General features: G+C 53.8%; 12 protein-coding genes and 1 pseudogene. 6 read left to right on the forward strand and 7 right to left on the reverse strand.

Annotation, left to right across the window (positions count from 1 at the left end; genetic code table 11):
* The first annotated feature begins 7 nt into the window (after nt 1-7).
* Complete coding sequence (locus tag E0L21_RS12065; RefSeq protein WP_131409770.1) at nt 8-970, forward strand: FAD:protein FMN transferase; 963 nt, start codon at nt 8-10, stop codon at nt 968-970.
* Here E0L21_RS12065 and dcuR read toward each other — a convergent pair.
* Together dcuR and E0L21_RS12075 are read right to left on the reverse strand one after the other, a co-directional pair.
* Entirely contained in the window at nt 951-1670 is a 720-nt protein-coding gene (gene dcuR / locus E0L21_RS12070; RefSeq protein WP_131409772.1) for a two-component system response regulator DcuR, read from the reverse strand. The two genes, E0L21_RS12065 and dcuR, sit on opposite strands and share 20 nt — an antisense overlap.
* Entirely contained in the window at nt 1667-3280 is a 1614-nt protein-coding gene (locus E0L21_RS12075; protein WP_131409774.1) for a sensor histidine kinase, read from the reverse strand. Before E0L21_RS12075 ends, dcuR begins: the two co-directional genes overlap by 4 nt.
* Nucleotides 3281-3453: 173 nt before the next feature.
* On the opposite strand from E0L21_RS12075, the gene E0L21_RS12080 reads away from it, so the two are divergent.
* Together E0L21_RS12080 and mqo are read left to right on the forward strand one after the other, a co-directional pair.
* Entirely contained in the window at nt 3454-4368 is a 915-nt protein-coding gene (locus tag E0L21_RS12080) for an N-acetylmuramic acid 6-phosphate etherase (RefSeq protein ID WP_131409776.1), read from the forward strand.
* A 268-nt stretch (nt 4369-4636) separates the two neighbouring features.
* Nucleotides 4637-6292 carry a malate dehydrogenase (quinone) gene (mqo, locus tag E0L21_RS12085; protein ID WP_131409778.1) on the forward strand — a complete coding sequence of 552 codons (1656 nt, stop codon included), beginning with the start codon at nt 4637-4639 and terminating at the stop codon, nt 6290-6292.
* A 42-nt stretch (nt 6293-6334) separates the two neighbouring features.
* Here the strand turns inward: mqo and E0L21_RS12090 are convergent.
* From E0L21_RS12090 to E0L21_RS12100, 3 genes and pseudogenes are all read right to left on the reverse strand, one after another.
* A pseudogene (locus E0L21_RS12090) lies at nt 6335-7668 on the reverse strand (MFS transporter).
* 397 nt (nt 7669-8065) lie between these two features.
* Entirely contained in the window at nt 8066-8965 is a 900-nt protein-coding gene (gene uilS, locus E0L21_RS12095) for a UilS family quorum-quenching N-acyl-homoserine lactonase (protein WP_268886889.1), read from the reverse strand.
* Nucleotides 8966-8991: 26 nt separating this feature from the next.
* Entirely contained in the window at nt 8992-10746 is a 1755-nt protein-coding gene (locus E0L21_RS12100) for a sigma-54-dependent Fis family transcriptional regulator (RefSeq protein WP_131409782.1), read from the reverse strand.
* 274 nt (nt 10747-11020) lie between these two features.
* On the opposite strand from E0L21_RS12100, the gene exaC reads away from it, so the two are divergent.
* Both exaC and adhP read left to right on the forward strand, forming a co-directional pair.
* Nucleotides 11021-12541: an acetaldehyde dehydrogenase ExaC gene (exaC, locus tag E0L21_RS12105; protein ID WP_131409784.1), complete on the forward strand. Its 1521-nt coding sequence runs from the start codon at nt 11021-11023 to the stop codon at nt 12539-12541.
* Between the two features lie 27 nt (nt 12542-12568).
* Nucleotides 12569-13600, forward strand: coding sequence for an alcohol dehydrogenase AdhP (gene adhP / locus E0L21_RS12110; RefSeq protein ID WP_131409786.1), 1032 nt, complete (start codon nt 12569-12571; stop codon nt 13598-13600).
* 37 nt (nt 13601-13637) lie between these two features.
* Here adhP and E0L21_RS12115 read toward each other — a convergent pair whose 3' ends face one another.
* Nucleotides 13638-14522, reverse strand: coding sequence for an alpha/beta fold hydrolase (locus E0L21_RS12115; protein ID WP_131409788.1), 885 nt, complete (start codon nt 14520-14522; stop codon nt 13638-13640).
* Nucleotides 14523-14607: 85 nt separating this feature from the next.
* On the opposite strand from E0L21_RS12115, the gene E0L21_RS12120 reads away from it, so the two are divergent.
* Complete coding sequence (locus E0L21_RS12120) at nt 14608-14970, forward strand: MerR family transcriptional regulator (protein WP_131409790.1); 363 nt, start codon at nt 14608-14610, stop codon at nt 14968-14970.
* Nucleotides 14971-15315: 345 nt separating this feature from the next.
* Here the strand turns inward: E0L21_RS12120 and E0L21_RS25405 are convergent.
* Nucleotides 15316-16881, reverse strand: a 1566-nt coding sequence (locus E0L21_RS25405) for an RHS repeat-associated core domain-containing protein (RefSeq protein WP_328590661.1), incomplete at its 5' end; no start/stop codon positions are given.

Here is a 16881-nt window from a genome sequence, read left to right on the forward strand (position 1 = left end):
GAGTGCGATGTCCGATAACCGTGTCTGGAGCTACTCTGCAACCCTTATGGGCTCTCCCATTCTGCTGAAACTCTTTGCTAATAACGAAGCGCTCGCCGCCCGCGTTTTTGGCCTTATCAAACGTTACGAAGACCTTTTGACGGTCAACCGCGCCCATTCACAGGTGATGGATATTAACCACGCCGCGGGACAGCATCCGGTAGCGGTCAGCCGCCCGGTGTATGAACTGATTAAATGCGCGAAAGCCGCCAGCATGGTGCAGGATAGCGCCTTTAACCTGGCGATTGGCCCGCTGGTGAAACTGTGGCGTATCGGTTTTAAAGGCGACCGCGTACCGCCAGCCGACGAGATAACCGCGCGGCTGCGCATTACCCATCCGCAGGATGTGGTGCTGAATGATACCGACGGCAGCGTGTTTCTCACCCAACCGGGGATGGAGATCGATCTTGGCGCGATTGCCAAAGGTTTTATCGCCGATCGGGTGCGCGATTACCTGCATCAGCAGGATGTACGCGACGGGTTGATTAACCTGGGGGGGAATGTTCAAACCCTGGGCACACCGCAAGGTAGCTGGTCAATCGGGCTGAAAAAGCCTTTCTCGTCCAGCGATGCGCTGGTGGGTTCGATTGACGTGGTGAACAAATCGGTGGTGACATCCGGCACCTACGAGCGCTATTTCGAACAGGATGGTAAACGCTGGCACCATATCCTTGATCCGCGCAGCGGTTACCCGCTGGATAACGAACTCGACAGCGTGACCATTATTTCCCGCGATTCACTCGATGGCGATATCTGGACCACGCTTATCTTCGGTCTCGGTGTGGAGAAAGGCTGTGCATTACTGAAACAGCGCGAGGATATTGAAGCGATTTTCGTCACCAAAAACCGCGACATTATCCTCTCATCACAGCGTCAATTCCGTTTTACGCCGTGCGATGACAGTTACCGGATTACTGACTGTACTGCTTAAGTAAGCTGTATTGATCGGCAATCAACTGGTAGCGATACACCGGGCGACCGGTCGCGCCGTAGTGAATGGTGGTGTAGAGAATATTGATTTGTGCAAGCCAAATCAGGTACTTACGACACGATACGCGCGAAATATTCACGGCGTTCGCCAGCTCATCGGTGGAAAACTCAATGCCCGGATGGGCGTCAATCCACTGGCAAATTGTGCGCAATGTCTGCGCGGTTAACCCTTTCGGCAGGCGGCGCGTGTCTGCGGCTTCCGGCGCGCCGCCGTGCAGAAGACGGTCAACGTCAGACTGCTCATAATAGGGGTGCGCACTCATCAGCTTGCGTTTTTCGCGCCACGAGATCAGCGCCTCCTCAAAGCGCGGGAACTGGAACGGCTTGATCAGATAATCCACCACCCCATAGTGCAGTGAGGTCTGAATGGTCGCCGCATCGGCGGAGGAGGTGATCATAATGACGTCAATCGCCCTGCCGCTGGCGCGAATGGTCGGCAGCAGATCCAGCCCGCTGTCTTGCTGCATATAGACATCCAGCAACACCAGATCGATATCCCGTTGCGGATCGTTAATCATCTCCTCGGCCTGGCGAAGCGTCGACGCCGTGCCGCAGCATTGAAAGCCGGCGATCTGCGCCACATACATGCGGTTCAGTTCGGCGACCATGGCATCATCGTCAACAATTAATACATTTATCACGCGTTCTTCCTTTCACTATCCCAGGGGAGATGGACAAAAAATTGGGTAAAGACACCGGGTTCAGACTCGACGGTGATCGTGCCGCCAAGTTCGGTGAGCTGCTGGCTGGCAAGAAACAGCCCAACGCCCCGGTTATCACCTTTCGTCGAGAATCCTTTACGGAAAATGGCGTCGATGTTGTCCGGCGCAATGCCCGGACCATCGTCGCTCACCTCGCCGGTCAGCCAGCCATCCTGATAATGCAGCAGGATACCCACTTCGCCTTCCGGCTGATGACTCATGGCATCAAGCGCATTTTCGATGAGATTTCCCAGCACCGTCACCAGCACGGTAACTTGCTTCTCATTGGGGTTATCCGGCACCAGACTCTCATCCGCCAGCGTCAGCGTAAAACCGCGCTCTTTCGCCCGGTGGATTTTGCCTAACAGAAAACCCGCCACCACCGGGGATTTAACCCGGTGCTGAAGAGCGCCAATATCGGTCTGATAATTCTGCGCGGTTTGCAGCACATACTCTTCAAGCTTGTCATAACTTTTCATGTTTAACAGGCCGAGAATAACATGCAACTTGTTCATAAATTCGTGGGAGGTGGTGCGCAACGCATCAACATAATTCACCATCCCGTCCAGCCGCTGAAGCAACTGGCTCACTTCGGTTTTATCGCGAAAGGTGCTAATTGCACCAATCACCACACCCTGGCTGCGTACCGGCACCGTGTTGCTGAGCAGCAGCAGACCGTTGCAACCAAGTTCACGGTCATGGGTTGGTTCCCCTGTTTCCAGCACTTCGAGCAGGTCGGCGAGCAGTGGTCCGTGCCCGGCTGAACCGTCCGGCGCATTGGTCAGCAACATCTGCCGTGCGGCATGGTTAAGCAACGTTACGCGCCCGTCAGCATCAACGGCAATTACGCCCTCTTTGAGCGACTGCAACATCGCCTGGCGCTGCTTGAATTGCGCCGAAATCTCGTGCGGTTCAAGGCCAAGCAAAATGCGTTTCAGCACACGCACCAGTTGCCAGGTCCCGAGCGAACCGACCAGCGCGCTAAACAGCAATGTCCACATCACCGCCCAGCGGCTGCGGCTGACTTGCTGATCGACTTTACTCAGCGAGATACCAACGACAACCACACCAATTTGCTGGTTGTCTTCGTCATAGACCGGCGTAAAAACGCGTAATGCGGGTGCCAGCACGCCGCGATTCACCGCGACATTCTCTTTGCCTTTCAGCGCCGGGTTAAGATCCTCACCAATAAAGTGCTGCCCGATGATCCCGGCGTTCGGGTGCGAATAACGGATGCCCTGCATATTGGTGACAATGGCATACAGCAGATCGTTACGGGCAGCGACCGCTTCCGTCAGCGGCTGGATCAGGTTGCTATCGGGCGGCAACAATAAGCCGTGCTTGATCTGCGGTGAATCAGCCAGCGTGCGCGCAACGGCTAACGCCGTCTCTTTTACGCCATCGCGCGTGGCATTACTGATTTGCCAGAACCACAGGGCAAAGGCCAGCAGCAGGACCGAACCGATGACGCTGCAGATCATTAGCGTGACGGTAGTACTGAGTTTCATAGGGCGTTTGCGTGGTTTTACCCGCTGCGCTAACTCTTTCATGCCAAACCCAATTATTCACAACCAGATATTTATTATCACCGAAGGCGTAAAAATCTTAAAGCGCCGTTAAGCGCACATAATGTGTTGCGTAGCCGGGAAGCGTGACCCCATTCGCAGGTAAGACGAACAAATAACCTTATAGTGAGTGTGGAACCATTCAGAAGGAGCAGGGTATGAGCAGTAAGCCAAACGGTTCAATAGTGGAACGTCGCAACCGCCGTACGACCGACATCGACCGGCTCGCCACGCTGGATATGCTGACACTCATCAATGAGGAAGATAAACATGTTGCTGAGGCGGTAAGTGCCTGTTTGCCAGATATCGCCCGGCTGGTGGATAACGCCAGTGCGACGCTGAATCGCGCTGGCAGAGTGGTAATAATTGGTGCGGGTGCTTCCGGGGTGGCGGCGGTGAACACCGCGCAAGATTTTGCCCCGGATTCGCGTCACGGCGTTATCGGCTTGATGGCGGGTGGCGTCCAGGCCAATGCGCAAGTGCGTGACGCGGCGGCGGCAAATTATGAACGCGGTGTCGCCGATTTACAGGCCATCAACTTCAGCCATGACGATATGCTGGTGGCACTGTCGGTGAGTGGGAAAACGCCGTGGACATGGGGCGCGCTGCGCCATGCATGGTCGCTCGGCGCACGTATCGCACTGGTTTGTCGGGGCCACGATAGCGAAGCCGCCCAAATAGCGGATATCGTGCTGGCACCTGACAGCGGCGCGGAAGTGGTGAGTGGCTTCAGCGAACCGAAAGCGCGCCTTGCCCAGCAGCAAATCCTCAATATGCTGGCAACCGGTCTCGCTATTCGCACCGGGCGTGTTTACAGCAACCTGCGGGTGGATGTGCAGGCCAGCAATGTTCACTGGGCAGAGCGGCAAATCATATTAGTGATGGCGGCCACACAGTGCTCACGCGAGCAAGCGAAAAGTGCGCTGGAAAGCTGCGACCACCATTGCCGCACGGCGATTTTAATGTTGCTGACCGGCCTGGATGCCTGGCGTGCGCGCGATCTGTTGGCAGACAATCATGACCATTTGCGAATCGCCTTACAGGAGGCGAAAACGCATCTTGCTGATGTCTGAATAACAAAAAAAGCCCGTCAGCACTCGCTTGATGGGCTTTTTATTTTTTTTATTAGTTTCCCTGGAGGCGTTTGATATTTCTCTGCTTTAAAATAAATTCCGCTGGGATTAATTCCACACAAAATATGCCACTGCTTTTTTTAATTTAAAAAAGCAGATAAATAATATTTCCGCCGTTTAGCTAATTTGTGAATGATATTTTAAATTAACGTAAAAGTGCGTTAATATCTGTTTTCACAAATCACACCTGCTATGTAACCTTATAATTATGCCTGCAATGAAAAAGACAATTATCTCACTCAGCGCCGTTGCGTTGCTCGTGGGTTCAGTGACCAGCGCGTATGCACAAGAGACGCAAAAAACGGACTTCCTGCTGATTGGCGGCGGTATCATGAGCGCCTCTCTGGGCACCTGGCTGCAAGAGCTGCAGCCGGAGTGGAAACAAGTGATGGTGGAAAAACTCGATGGTGTGGCGCTTGAGTCTTCTAACGGCTGGAATAATGCCGGCACCGGTCACTCGGCAAATATGGAGCTGAACTACACACCGCAACGTCCGGACGGTTCTATTGATGTCAGCAAAGCGCTGGAAATTAATGAGCAGTTTATGATTTCCCGCCAGTTCTGGTCGGCACAGGTGAAGCGCGGTATTTTGAATAACCCGCACGCCTTTATTAATTCCACGCCGCACATGAGTTTCGTCTGGGGCGATAATGTTGATTATCTGGCAAAACGTTATGCCGCATTGCAGCAAACGACCTTATTCCAGGGAATGAAATTCTCTACCGACCATCAGCAAATTAAGCAGTGGGCACCGCTGGTCATGGAAGGGCGCGACCCGAACCAAAAAGTCGCCGCCACCTGGACGCCGGTCGGTACCGATGTTAACTACGGTGAAATTACCCGTCAGTTGGTTGGTAGCCTGAAAAAAAGCAGTAACTTCTCCCTGCAAACGTCTTCAGAAGTGACCGATTTCAAACGCAATGCTGATAACTCCTGGCATGTCACCATCAAAGACGTGAACAGCGGTAATGAGCACGCCATTGATGCGAAATATGTCTTTATCGGTGCCGGTGGCGGCGCGCTCAAGCTGCTGCAAAAAACCGGCATCCCGGAAGCAGACAATTATGCGGGCTTCCCGGTCGGCGGTTCCTTCCTGATGACGGAAAACCCGGCGATCACCAGCCAGCATCAGCAAAAAGTGTATGGCCAGGCTTCCGTTGGCGCGCCGCCGATGTCGGTGCCGCATATTGATGCCCGTTTCATTGATGGCAAACGCGTAGTGCTGTTTGGACCGTTCGCGACCTTCTCTACTAAGTTCCTGAAAAACGGTTCCTTCTTCGACCTGCTGAGTACCACCACCACCAGCAACTTTATGCCGATGACCCACGTAGGGCTCGACAACTTCGACCTGGTGAAATACCTGATTGGCCAGGTTATGCTGAGCGATGAAGACCGCTTTGACGCGCTGAAAGAGTACTACCCGCAGGCGCGTAAAGAGGACTGGAAACTGATCCAGGCCGGCCAGCGCGTACAGATCATCAAAAAAGATGAAGACAAAGGTGGCGTGCTGAAGCTGGGTACCGAAGTGGTGGTCGATCAGCAGAAAACCATCTCTGCACTGCTTGGCGCATCGCCGGGCGCGTCTACCGCCGCACCAATCACCCTGAATGTGCTGAAGAAGATGTTCCCGGAGCAGTTCAACTCACCGCAGTGGCAGAGCAAAATCCGTGACATCGTGCCGAGCTACGGCCAGGAGATGAACGGTAATGTGGCGCTGACCCAGAAAGTGTGGGACGACACAGCCGCCACACTGCAACTGACGAAACCGCCAGTGATTCAGATGAACGATCAGAGTAACGCGCCTGCCGACAAACCGGCAGAGGCGAAAAGTGAAACTTCCCCGCAGCACGATATGGCGCTGTAAGAAAAAAGGGCGCACTGCGGTGCGCCTTTATTTTTCCTGTTCTTACTGCGCTTTCTTCAGTTCGATACGTTTGATCGGGCCAACAATCACCACAAAGCTGAAAATGGCAAGCAGCGCATGCAGCGCGACGAACACTAGCGCCCACTCAAAATGGCCGGTGGTTTTGACGATATAACCAATCACGACCGGTGAGATAATGCCGGCAACGTTGCCACACAGGTTAAAGAACCCCCGGCGACACCCGCCATCTCTTTCGGCGCGGTATCGGACATGACCGCCCAGCCCAGTGCGCCAATGCCTTTGCCAAGAAATGCCAGCGACATAAATAAAACGACCAGGTAAATCGAATCGACGTAGTTGCAGAACACCATCACCATCGACAGTAACATACCGAGCACGATCGGGGTTTTACGGGCAATCGACAGAGATTGGCTGATGCGCAAAATGCGATCGGAAATCACGCCGCCCAGTAACCCGCCGACAAATCCACAAATCGCCGGGATAGCGGCAATAAAACCGACGGTTTTAATATCCAGTCCTTTTTCCATCGCCAGATACAGCGGAAACCAGGTAATGAAAAAGAAGGTTAAAACGTTGATGCAATACTGACCTAGATAAACACCGAGTAGCATACGATTGGTGATTAACTGCTTAAATGCGGCAAAATCAAATGCCGGGCCCGTGCGCACTTTACGTTTATCCATATCCACCAGCGCGCCACCGTTGCGAATATACTCAATTTCTTCGCTGTTAACGTGTGGATGATTTAACGGGTTGTGTACAATTCTTGCCGCAACAAAGGTAATAATGACTCCCAGCGTTCCCATGAAAATAAAAATGGATTGCCAGCCGTAATTAAGCGTTAACCAACCCATTATTGGCGCGAAAATAGCCGTGGCAAAATATTGCGCTGAATTAAAAATCGCGGCGGCGGTCGCGCGCTCTTTTGACGGAAACCATGCGGCGACAAAACGGCTATTGCCGGGCATCACCGGTGCTTCAAACAGACCTACCAGAAACAACAAAATGGTAAAGCAAATAATTGCGCCGAAACCGTGGAAGATCTCCACGCAGCCTTGCAGCAGTGTAAAGACTGACCACATGCACAAGCCGCACAGGTAGACTTTTTTCGACCCGAAACGGTCAAGTAACCAGCCGCCGGGAATTTGCGCCAGGCAGTAGGCCCAGGCGAAGGCGGAGAACACCCAACCCATTTGCCCAGGGTTGATACCGAGCGCGGTCGACATGTCTTTACCGGCAATCGCCAGTGTCGATCGATCGCCGACGCTCACCGCCGTAATTACAAAGAGGATAATAACGATATGCCATCTGACATTTGTTTTTTTCGCCTGCGCGGCGCCCTCAAGACTATTCACTTGACTCATGCGAAACCACCTTAAATTTGCAATAAAATTGAAATGTAAGTAATGAATACATTCCTGTTCGGTGCTTCCGGAGTGAATTGATTATTAACATGAACGCCGCGTATTTATTTGCCTTTAGGAATCTGTATGTCGATGCATTAATTTCCCTGTTCATTATTCAATAAGCAAAAGATAGGATTATCCCCATAGCCAGGCAATGTGCATTTGCATAACAAAACGGACTTATTTTTCCGCGCTTTAGGTTGTCGTGGTTTTTGTTTGAAGCCGATCGCAAAATTCAACAACACCGACGTCAATATTTCTTCGGAAAGGGCTTTTAATTTTTGCCAGGGAGAGGAATAACGAGGCGAGAGCGTGACGAGTCAGGGCAACTCGTCACGGATGTCGATTAAAGGTAGGTAGTAAACCACGCTATTTCAGCATGGCTGACGCGCGCAAAATGTTCGCCAGTGTAAACATCATAGTGGCGCGCGTTGCTCTCTTCGTATAACGCTTTGTTCTCAGCCGCAACGGCGGCGAACAGCGCCCGGCCATGCTCCGGCGGGTTGACGTTGTCCTGCCCGGCGACGACCACCAGCGAAGGGCAGGTGACCTCGCGCGCAAAGTGCGCCGGTTTGTAATTCAGCGTTTCCCGCACGGTAAGGAAGGGGATTTTGATATCCATTTCCGGGAATCGTGCGCGGTTTTCCTCAAAAAAGGCTTTCGACTCGCTGTCGCTGACCACGCGAGTAATGGCGACAAACATCTCCTTCCCGGTGGCGCGCTGTTTTTCCGCCATTTTATCCAGCGTGGCGATAAACGCGCTTTTCTCATCCGCGTCCATCTTGCCGGTAACCATCTCTTCTCCATCGGCAAACGCCAGTTGGCTGACGAGGCATTTAATGCCGCTATCCTGCGCCGCGGCGGCAAAAACATGACAGCCGCCGAATGAGGTGCCCCAAAGTCCGACTCTGTTAGGATTAAGCCTTGGTTGCTGGCGCGCCCAGGCGACGACCGAGAGAATATCGGCAACTTGCATCGCGGGAACCAGCCGGCCACGTTCGCCGCCGCTGGCACCAAAGCCCCGATAATCGAAAGTGATCGTTGCAAAGCCCGCCTGGTTAAACGCGTCGGCGAAAACGGGCAGTAGGATTTTTTGGATGCCGCAGAAGCCGTGACACAAAATGACCACCGGCTGGTCTTTATTCGCTGCCTGCATGTGCAGCGTAACGGCGATGCCATTGGCGAGTTTATGCGTTGAAATATCCATATTATGTATATATCCCTTTGTGTTATTTGTTTGTAAAATCAATTCGTTAAGAATGGCGAGTTATCTTACTCGCTGGCTTGCCGTTTCTCCAGCCGCCGGTAAAGCGTGCTACGCGATATTCCCAGTTTTTTCGCGGCCAGGCTCATATTGCCTTGCGCTTCTTTAATCGCGCTCTGCTCATCCTTCGGCATTACCACAGTCACAGGCTGGCGCGGGGTTACTATCTCTGCCGGTAAATCCGCAAGCGTAATGCAATCGCCGTCTTCCGCCAGCGCCATCAATACCCGCAGTTGACTCAGTAACTGGCGCACATTTCCCGGCCACGGGCGACCCGCCAGCGTGGCGACCACCTCGTCACTCAGGGTGAGTCCACGGCTTGCCGCGCCCAGCTCCTGCCACAGTTTCTGGATAAACCCATCAACATTCTGCCATTCGCGCAACGGGGGAATGCGCAGATGAAACTCCTGAATTCGGTACAGCAGATCTTCGCGGAAGGTCCCGGCCTGCACTCGCATAGCCAGATCCTGATGGGTGGCACAAATCAGCGTGAAATTGACGTCATACACGCTGTTTGCGCCAAGCGGTGTCACTTTTTTCTCCTGCAACACGCGCAGCAGGCGGGTTTGCAGCGCCAGTGGCATATCGCCGATTTCATCAAGGAATAACACACCGCCGTGGGCTTCCCGGCACTTACCGATATAGCCTTTCGGGCTTGCGCCCGTAAACGCGCCGGGGACATAGCCAAACAGTTCGGACTCAATCAAATGCTCCGGTAACGCCGCACAGTTGATGGCAACGAAATTTCCCGTGCGCCACTGGCTGCGGGTATATAACTCGCGTGCCAGGTACTCTTTTCCGCAGCCGGTTTCACCGGTCACGCACAAGGCAATACCGGCATTGACAATGCGCAGCGCTTTCTCTTTTTCCGCCGCCAGTTGATCCCGCACAAATGCTGCACCGCGCCCGATATACCGCCGTGCAGGCAGTGTCTGACGCGCGTAATAGCGCCGTGTATTGCTGGAGGCGAGGGTGGTTTCGCCCACTTGTAAACTGGCCTCGGGGAAGAGCGCTTGCAAAGAGAGCTCACCAAAATGATGCGGGGTCAGCGAGAACTCGTCCATTGCCAGTTTGTTTGCGCCCAGCAGGGTTTGATCGGCGAAAATTAGCAACAACTCTTGTGCGCTGCCGAGCACCGACGGGTCATGATGCAGACTTAGCAGCCAGCGGTCGGCACCGAGCGCGCTGGTGGCCCATTCATGTTCTATTTGGCACACCGCGCGACGGATCAGCGCAGCGGCATCACGGCGCGGCGCCTGGGCGGGTGTCGAGAGATCTAACACGCCGGCAATTTGTCCGTCCGGTCGAAACACGGGAGCGGCGGAGCAAAATAATCCGGCATTACGGCTTAAGTAATGTTCGCCGCCGGAGACTTCACAATGGCGCTGCAATGCCAGCGCGGTACCAATCGCGTTGGTGCCGCGCGCATGTTCGCCCCACAGGTTGCCGGGAGCCAGCGCATAGCGCTGCGCTTTTTGCAGAAAGTCGCGGTTGCCGTGCGTTTCCAGCACCAGACCAGTGGCATCGGAAAGCACCATTATCGACGGATGACTGGCAAGCTCCGGGCGCAGCCGCGCCAGTAGCGGGGCGGCCAGATGATTGACCCAACCGTTTTCCGCGCGGGCGTCTTTCAGCATGGATGTCGCAACCCAGGGCTGGGCATCATCATCTCGGGTCAACCCGTAGCTGAGGCTACGCTGCCAGGAATTTTCAAGCTGGCAGGGTAATCCGTCAGGAGCATGGGACAAAGCACGTGGCGGCATGTGACTCTCCGTTAAATGAGATGTTACAGTTGTGTAGCATAACGGTGTCCCGCATGTAGCGATGTGCGACACACTTCCCATACCGTACACGGCGCTTTTTTGTTTCATTTCATTCCAGTAAGCGTCTGCTTTTTAGTTACCTCTTTGTTTTATCAGCATAAACATATCTGTACCGGGAAACCGTCCTCAATCTGGCATAAGAACTGCTTATGTCCTTATGTCCGCCACGGTGCGCGACGCCTCACCTGTACCGATAATAAAAGAGGAACATCTTATGAAATATGTCCACCCTGGCCTTGCTGGCGCGAAAGTCTCTTTTAAACAGCGTTATGGCAACTATATTGGCGGTGAATTTGTTGACCCGGTGGAAGGCCGTTGGTTTACCAACACCTCGCCGGTCACCGGACAGGTGATTGCCGAATTCCCGCGCTCAGACGCGGCGGATATTGAGAAGGCGCTGGACGCCGCGCATGCTGCGGCCGACGCCTGGGGAAAAACCAGCGTACAGGATCGCGCCAATGTGCTGCTGGCCATTGCCGACCGCATTGAAGCCAATCTGGAAGTGCTGGCATTAACAGAAACCTGGGATAACGGAAAACCGATCCGCGAAACGATGGGCGCGGACTTGCCGCTGGCCGTTGATCACTTCCGCTATTTCGCAGGCTGTATCCGCGCGCAGGAGGGCACTGCGGCAGAGATCGACAGCAATACGGTTGCCTACCATATCTATGAACCGTTGGGTGTGGTCGGGCAGATCATCCCGTGGAACTTCCCGCTGCTGATGGCGGCATGGAAACTGGCACCGGCGCTGGCGGCGGGTAACTGTGTGGTGCTGAAACCGGCTGAACAGACGCCGCTTGGCATCTGTGTGTTGATGGAACTGATTGGCGATTTACTGCCAAAAGGCGTGCTGAATGTGGTGCACGGTTTCGGCACTGAAGCCGGTGAACCGCTGGCGCGCAGCAAACGCATCGAAAAAATCGCCTTTACCGGCTCCACGCCGATTGGCCGCCACATCCTTTCCTGCGCAGCGGAAAACATCATTCCCAGCACCGTCGAACTGGGCGGGAAATCACCGAATATCTACTTTGAGGATGTGATGAACGGTGATGAAGGCTTTATTGATAAAGCGGTAGAAGGCGTGGTGCTTGGGTTCTTCAACCAGGGCGAAGTCTGCACTTGTCCGTCACGCGTGCTGGTCCAGGAGTCAATCTATCCGCAGTTCGTCGAAAAGGTCATTGCCCGCATGGAAAACATCCGTAAAGGCGACCCGTTTGACACCGACACCATGATCGGCGCGCAGGCCTCACAAGAGCAGTACGACAAAATCCTTTCATACATCTCGATTGCCCGCGACGAAGGCGGCGAAATCATTACCGGTGGTGCCCATGTTGAGCACGGCGACGGGTTGCAAAACGGTTTCTATATCCAGCCGACGTTGATTAAAGGCCATAACGGCATGCGCTGCTTCCAGGAAGAGATTTTTGGGCCGGTGCTGGGTATTACCACGTTTAAAGATGAAGCCGAAGCGCTGCGTATCGCCAACGATACCGAGTTTGGCCTCGGCGCCGGGGTGTGGACACTGGATATCAACCGCGCATGGCGCATGGGGCGCGCCATTAAAGCGGGCCGCGTGTGGACAAACTGTTACCACCTCTATCCGGCACACGCGGCGTTTGGTGGTTACAAAAACTCGGGCGTCGGGCGTGAAACCCACAAACTGGCGCTGAGCCACTATCAGCAGATCAAAAACCTGCTGGTGAGTTACAGCGGTTCACCGCTGGGGCTGTATTAATTATCTACATCAGGATGAGGCGATAAGATGCAACTGAAAACCATGAAAGCCGCAGTGGTGAAGGCCTTTGGTCAACCGCTGGTGATTGAAGAGGTGATGGTGCCCGCCGTTGAACCGGGTAAAATCCTCGTCAAAATTGAAGCGACCGGCGTGTGCCACACAGATTTACACGCCGCCGATGGCGACTGGCCGATTAAACCGAACCCGCCGTTTATTCCTGGTCATGAAGGTGTCGGCCATGTGGTGGCGGTCGGACCGGGCGTGAAACACGTGAAAGAGGGCGATCGCGTCGGTGTGCCGTGGCTCTACTCGACGTGTGGTCACTGTGAACACTGCCTTGGCGGCTGGGAAACGCTGTGCCATTCGCAGCAAAACTCCGGTTATTCGGTGAATGGTACGTTTGCCGAATATTGCCTGGCCGATGCCAGCTATGTCGGGATTTTGCCGGACAACGTCGATTTTCACAGTATCGCGCCGATTCTCTGCGCCGGGGTGACAGTCTATAAAGGGCTGAAGATGACCGAAGCGCGCGCCGGAGAGTGGGTGGTCGTGTCGGGTATCGGCGGTCTGGGACACCTGGCGATTCAGTATGCGGTGGCGATGGGCATGAACGTGGCGGCGGTCGATATTGATGATGATAAGCTGGCGTTCGCCCGCCGCCTCGGGGCTTCGGTGGTGGTCAATGCGCGACAGGAAGATCCGGGAACGCGTTTCCATACCGAGTTTGGCGGTGCGCACGGCGTGCTGGTGACAGCGGTATCGCCAAAAGCATTCGAGCAGGCAACAACCATGATGCGCCGCGGCGGCACGATGGTGCTCAACGGCTTGCCGCCGGGGAAATTCGATCTGTCGATTTTTGACATGGTACTGGATGGCACCACGGTGCGCGGTTCGATTGTCGGCACGCGTAAAGATCTGCAGGAAGCGCTCGATTTCGCCGGGCACAACAAAGTGCATGCGGAAATTGCCGTGGAGCCACTGGAGAACATCAACAGTATCTTTGAGCGGATGCGCGCCGGGAAAATTACCGGCAGGATCGTCGTCGATATGTCGAAGTAACGCAGTAAAACGGGGCAGCGATGCCCCGTTTTGTGTTTCAGGGCAGAGAATCCGCAAAATCTGCCAGTTGCTGGTTAAAACGGGCGGGCTCTTCAAGGAATGGGGCATGCCCCGAATGGTCAAACCATACCGCGCTAATCCGGGGATTCACGCTTCTGGCACGCGCCAGCGACGCCTGCGGATTCACCAGTTGGTCATGCTTGCCGTAGATAAAGCGTACCGGGATTGTCGCTTTTCCCAGCCCTTGCTCAAGCGCAACCTGCATTGACGGCACGGCGCGTTGCATCTCCCAGGAGGCCATCGCCGCATTGGCTTGCAGGCGCGCGAAGGTTACCTCGTCAGGCTGCTGGTAAAAACAGAGCCGCAGAAACTCGCGCTCGCCATCCAGGTGGGTGGTTAAATCCGCCGAGGTCATCGCCTTATACACGTGTGGATGCGCCGGGATCTGATCTGGCGTTAACTCCACCACGGCATCGACATACAGCGCGCCGGAAAGGGCCTTCTCCCCGACGTTTGCCAGATAATGACTGATCACCGCACCGCCGAGCGACCAGCCGACCAGCAGCGGTTTTTTTGCATGGCTTGCGTCAATGACGGCGGCGACATCTTCCGCCCAGCGGCTTCCCTCGCGGTAGGCCTCTGCCTGCGTTGGTTTTGCCGACAGACCATGGCCGCGCAAATCAAAACTGATTAACCGAAAACGTTGTAAGGCCGGGTCCTGACGCTGTTTTTCCCAATTAAGGTGACTGCCTAATAACCCGTGAATAAAGATAATTGGTTTACCTTGCAGCGAGCCGGACTCTTGCACCGCCAGTACCACTCCGTCCGCCGAGGTCACGGTGTACTGCTTGTCGCTGGCAAACAGCGAGGCGGAAAAGCTGAACAACAAAATGGCCAGGTAACGGCCAGGGGATAACAGCATAAAATGTTCCTCCAGATGAATGTACACAGCTATCCTCAACCCTGACACTGGTGTCAGAGTCAAGCCATTTACCGGGAGGAAGAGGATGTTGACAATTGGCGAGCTTGCCCGACAGACGGGCATCAGCGTGCGTTCAATCCGCCATTATGATCGCCACGGTCTGCTGTGCAGCACGCGTGCCTGCAACGGTTATCGCTACTTTCCACCGCAGGCGCTCGGGCAGGTGAGGCAAATCCAACAGTTGATCGCGACGGGTTTTAGCATTGCTGAAATTGCCGCCTTTCCTGCCTGTATGCGCAATGAAGAAGGGGCGACAATGTGCCCGCAAACGCGCGCGTTGCAGCGTAAACGGCTGGCGACGATTGAGGCGCAAATCGCAACCCTTGAACGCCGCCGCGCACAACTGGTTGCCGCTTTGGCTAATACAGAACAAAAAACGACGCCCTGAGGCGTCGTCGTATTGCGAAGGGTGGCGTGGCAGCCGTTACAAACCGCGTTTGGCCATCAGGCTCGCCAGTTCAACCTCAAAACCTCAACCGGGCACATGCGCATTTGGCTGTTACCAAAACTCGGGCTTCGGGCGTGAAACCTAAAAACTGGCCCTGAGACACTATCAGCAGTTCAAAAACCTGCAGGTGAGTTATAGCGTTTCGTCGCAGGGTCTGTATTAATTATCAACACCAGGAAGAGGCCATATCGGTATTCTGATATGGCCTCATTACCGCTTTATATATGTTGAATAAGGCTTGCTACAAAAGGTTCCAGAGTGAAATTTTTCGCCGGAATCTTCCAGTTAATTCGACCACGAATGATCAAAACCAGTTACGACAAATTGCCCCATTCGTTGGATGGAAACGCGTTTTTCATTTAACAATTGTAACTCATTGATGGTTAATCGTTGTTTTTTATTCTTAAATATATTCTGTTTGATTTTATCCCAGTTATTCATAAATCCAGGCAACAATAAGGGAATATGCTCATAGAGGGCTTTGGTAAAGACATCAGGTCCAGCAAGTTTTAATACATTCGTTTCTCCGCTTTGGTAATTTTCAACAGCAAGTTCAAGCGTCTTATTTATAACAGGATGCATTGCTGTTACTGCTATTGGGGTATTCGGCACGGCACTCTCTTTTGAACCATTTTTGGACGCAATATACTCATGTTTAGTACCGATCCCTGCCGGAAAAGAAAGTTTTCCATAAGGATCCCGTTGTGTATCATCAATATCCTTATAAATGCCTCCTTCATGTTTAAGCAAGAATAGACGTAACAGATCGCTCGCCTGCGCATATTTTTTTTGCGAGACCGTATTCTCATAATGTTTGAATGCTGGATGTTCGCTTATTTTTTGAAATGACGGGAGAGTGTGTAAATCGGTTATTGTAATGTTGCTGCCAGAGAGTGCGTTAATTAAATGGTCTCTTGCCGATTCATATCCTTTAATTCCACTATCATAAATCACCCTTGTTTCATAATCCGGATTTTTACTGGCAGTTTCGCGGGTTAAATTAATATTTTCATCGGAGATATTTTTTGTTCCAATCCATATCATATGAATAATTTGTGGTATATCGGCGGATTTTAATCCTGCAAGGTGCTCCTGGAGCATATTTTCAAAACGTTGTTTGGCGGAGGGGCCAAAACAGGAAAGCGTGGGGAGCTTACCGCTCTCATCATGATACGATGTCGGGTTATTCCGGTTCATCCTGAACAGGTTGAGTCCATCCACCGCACCTGCCGGGTCTGCGGAAAGCCACCGTCCCGCCCACGGCTGATAATAGCGGTAACCGTAGTAATAGAGCCCCGTGGCGTCCTGCTCTTTGCCGGAATAACGGAGGATTTTGTAATCCGCCTCCAGCTGGCTGCGGGCCGCAAACAGTGCTGTGCCGCCGTACGGGTAATACTCCTCCTGGCTGATAAGTTCGCCGCTGCCGTCCACTTCCAGCGCGCTGCTGCCCGTCAGGTTGTCGTAGCTGTAATGAATTTGATTGTTACTGATATCCGCGGGCTGACCGCTTTCCCAGTGCAGCACCCGTACCTGGACGCGACCGGCTTCTCCGACGGTTATCACCTGGAGAGTTTCCGCGCTGCTGCTGCGCAGTTCCAGACCCGGCAGGTAAATCACCCGTTTTGTCTGCGTGCTGTTGCCGGTCAGTTGTGATGTGATTTTCAGTATGCGCTGGCTGGTGGCATCGTAGCGGTAACTTTCGCTGTCGTCGGGTTCGCCACCGCGCATCACTGGAGTGACTTTCTGCAGTTCCTGTCGCGCTGTCCACAGCAGGTTCTGCCCCGGCAGCAGCTGTTTCTGCTGACCACCGGCAGTGAACAGCGCCTCCACATCGGCCGGGTTTTCCGTAAA

This window comes from Kosakonia quasisacchari, assembly GCF_004331415.1.
Lineage (GTDB): Bacteria > Pseudomonadota > Gammaproteobacteria > Enterobacterales > Enterobacteriaceae > Kosakonia > Kosakonia quasisacchari.

What these genes read in the sequence shown, in the direction of transcription:
- E0L21_RS12120 (WP_131409790.1), top strand. Translation starts at nt 14,608, where the DNA reads ATGTTGACAATTGGCGAGCTTGCCCGACAGACGGGCATCAGCGTGCGT.
- E0L21_RS12080 (WP_131409776.1), top strand. Translation starts at nt 3,454, where the DNA reads ATGAGCAGTAAGCCAAACGGTTCAATAGTGGAACGTCGCAACCGCCGT.
- adhP (WP_131409786.1), top strand. Translation starts at nt 12,569, where the DNA reads ATGCAACTGAAAACCATGAAAGCCGCAGTGGTGAAGGCCTTTGGTCAA.
- E0L21_RS12115 (WP_131409788.1), bottom strand. Translation starts at nt 14,522, where the DNA reads ATGCTGTTATCCCCTGGCCGTTACCTGGCCATTTTGTTGTTCAGCTTT.
- E0L21_RS12100 (WP_131409782.1), bottom strand. Translation starts at nt 10,746, where the DNA reads ATGCCGCCACGTGCTTTGTCCCATGCTCCTGACGGATTACCCTGCCAG.
- E0L21_RS12065 (WP_131409770.1), top strand. Translation starts at nt 8, where the DNA reads ATGTCCGATAACCGTGTCTGGAGCTACTCTGCAACCCTTATGGGCTCT.
- E0L21_RS12075 (WP_131409774.1), bottom strand. Translation starts at nt 3,280, where the DNA reads ATGAAAGAGTTAGCGCAGCGGGTAAAACCACGCAAACGCCCTATGAAA.
- exaC (WP_131409784.1), top strand. Translation starts at nt 11,021, where the DNA reads ATGAAATATGTCCACCCTGGCCTTGCTGGCGCGAAAGTCTCTTTTAAA.
- mqo (WP_131409778.1), top strand. Translation starts at nt 4,637, where the DNA reads ATGCCTGCAATGAAAAAGACAATTATCTCACTCAGCGCCGTTGCGTTG.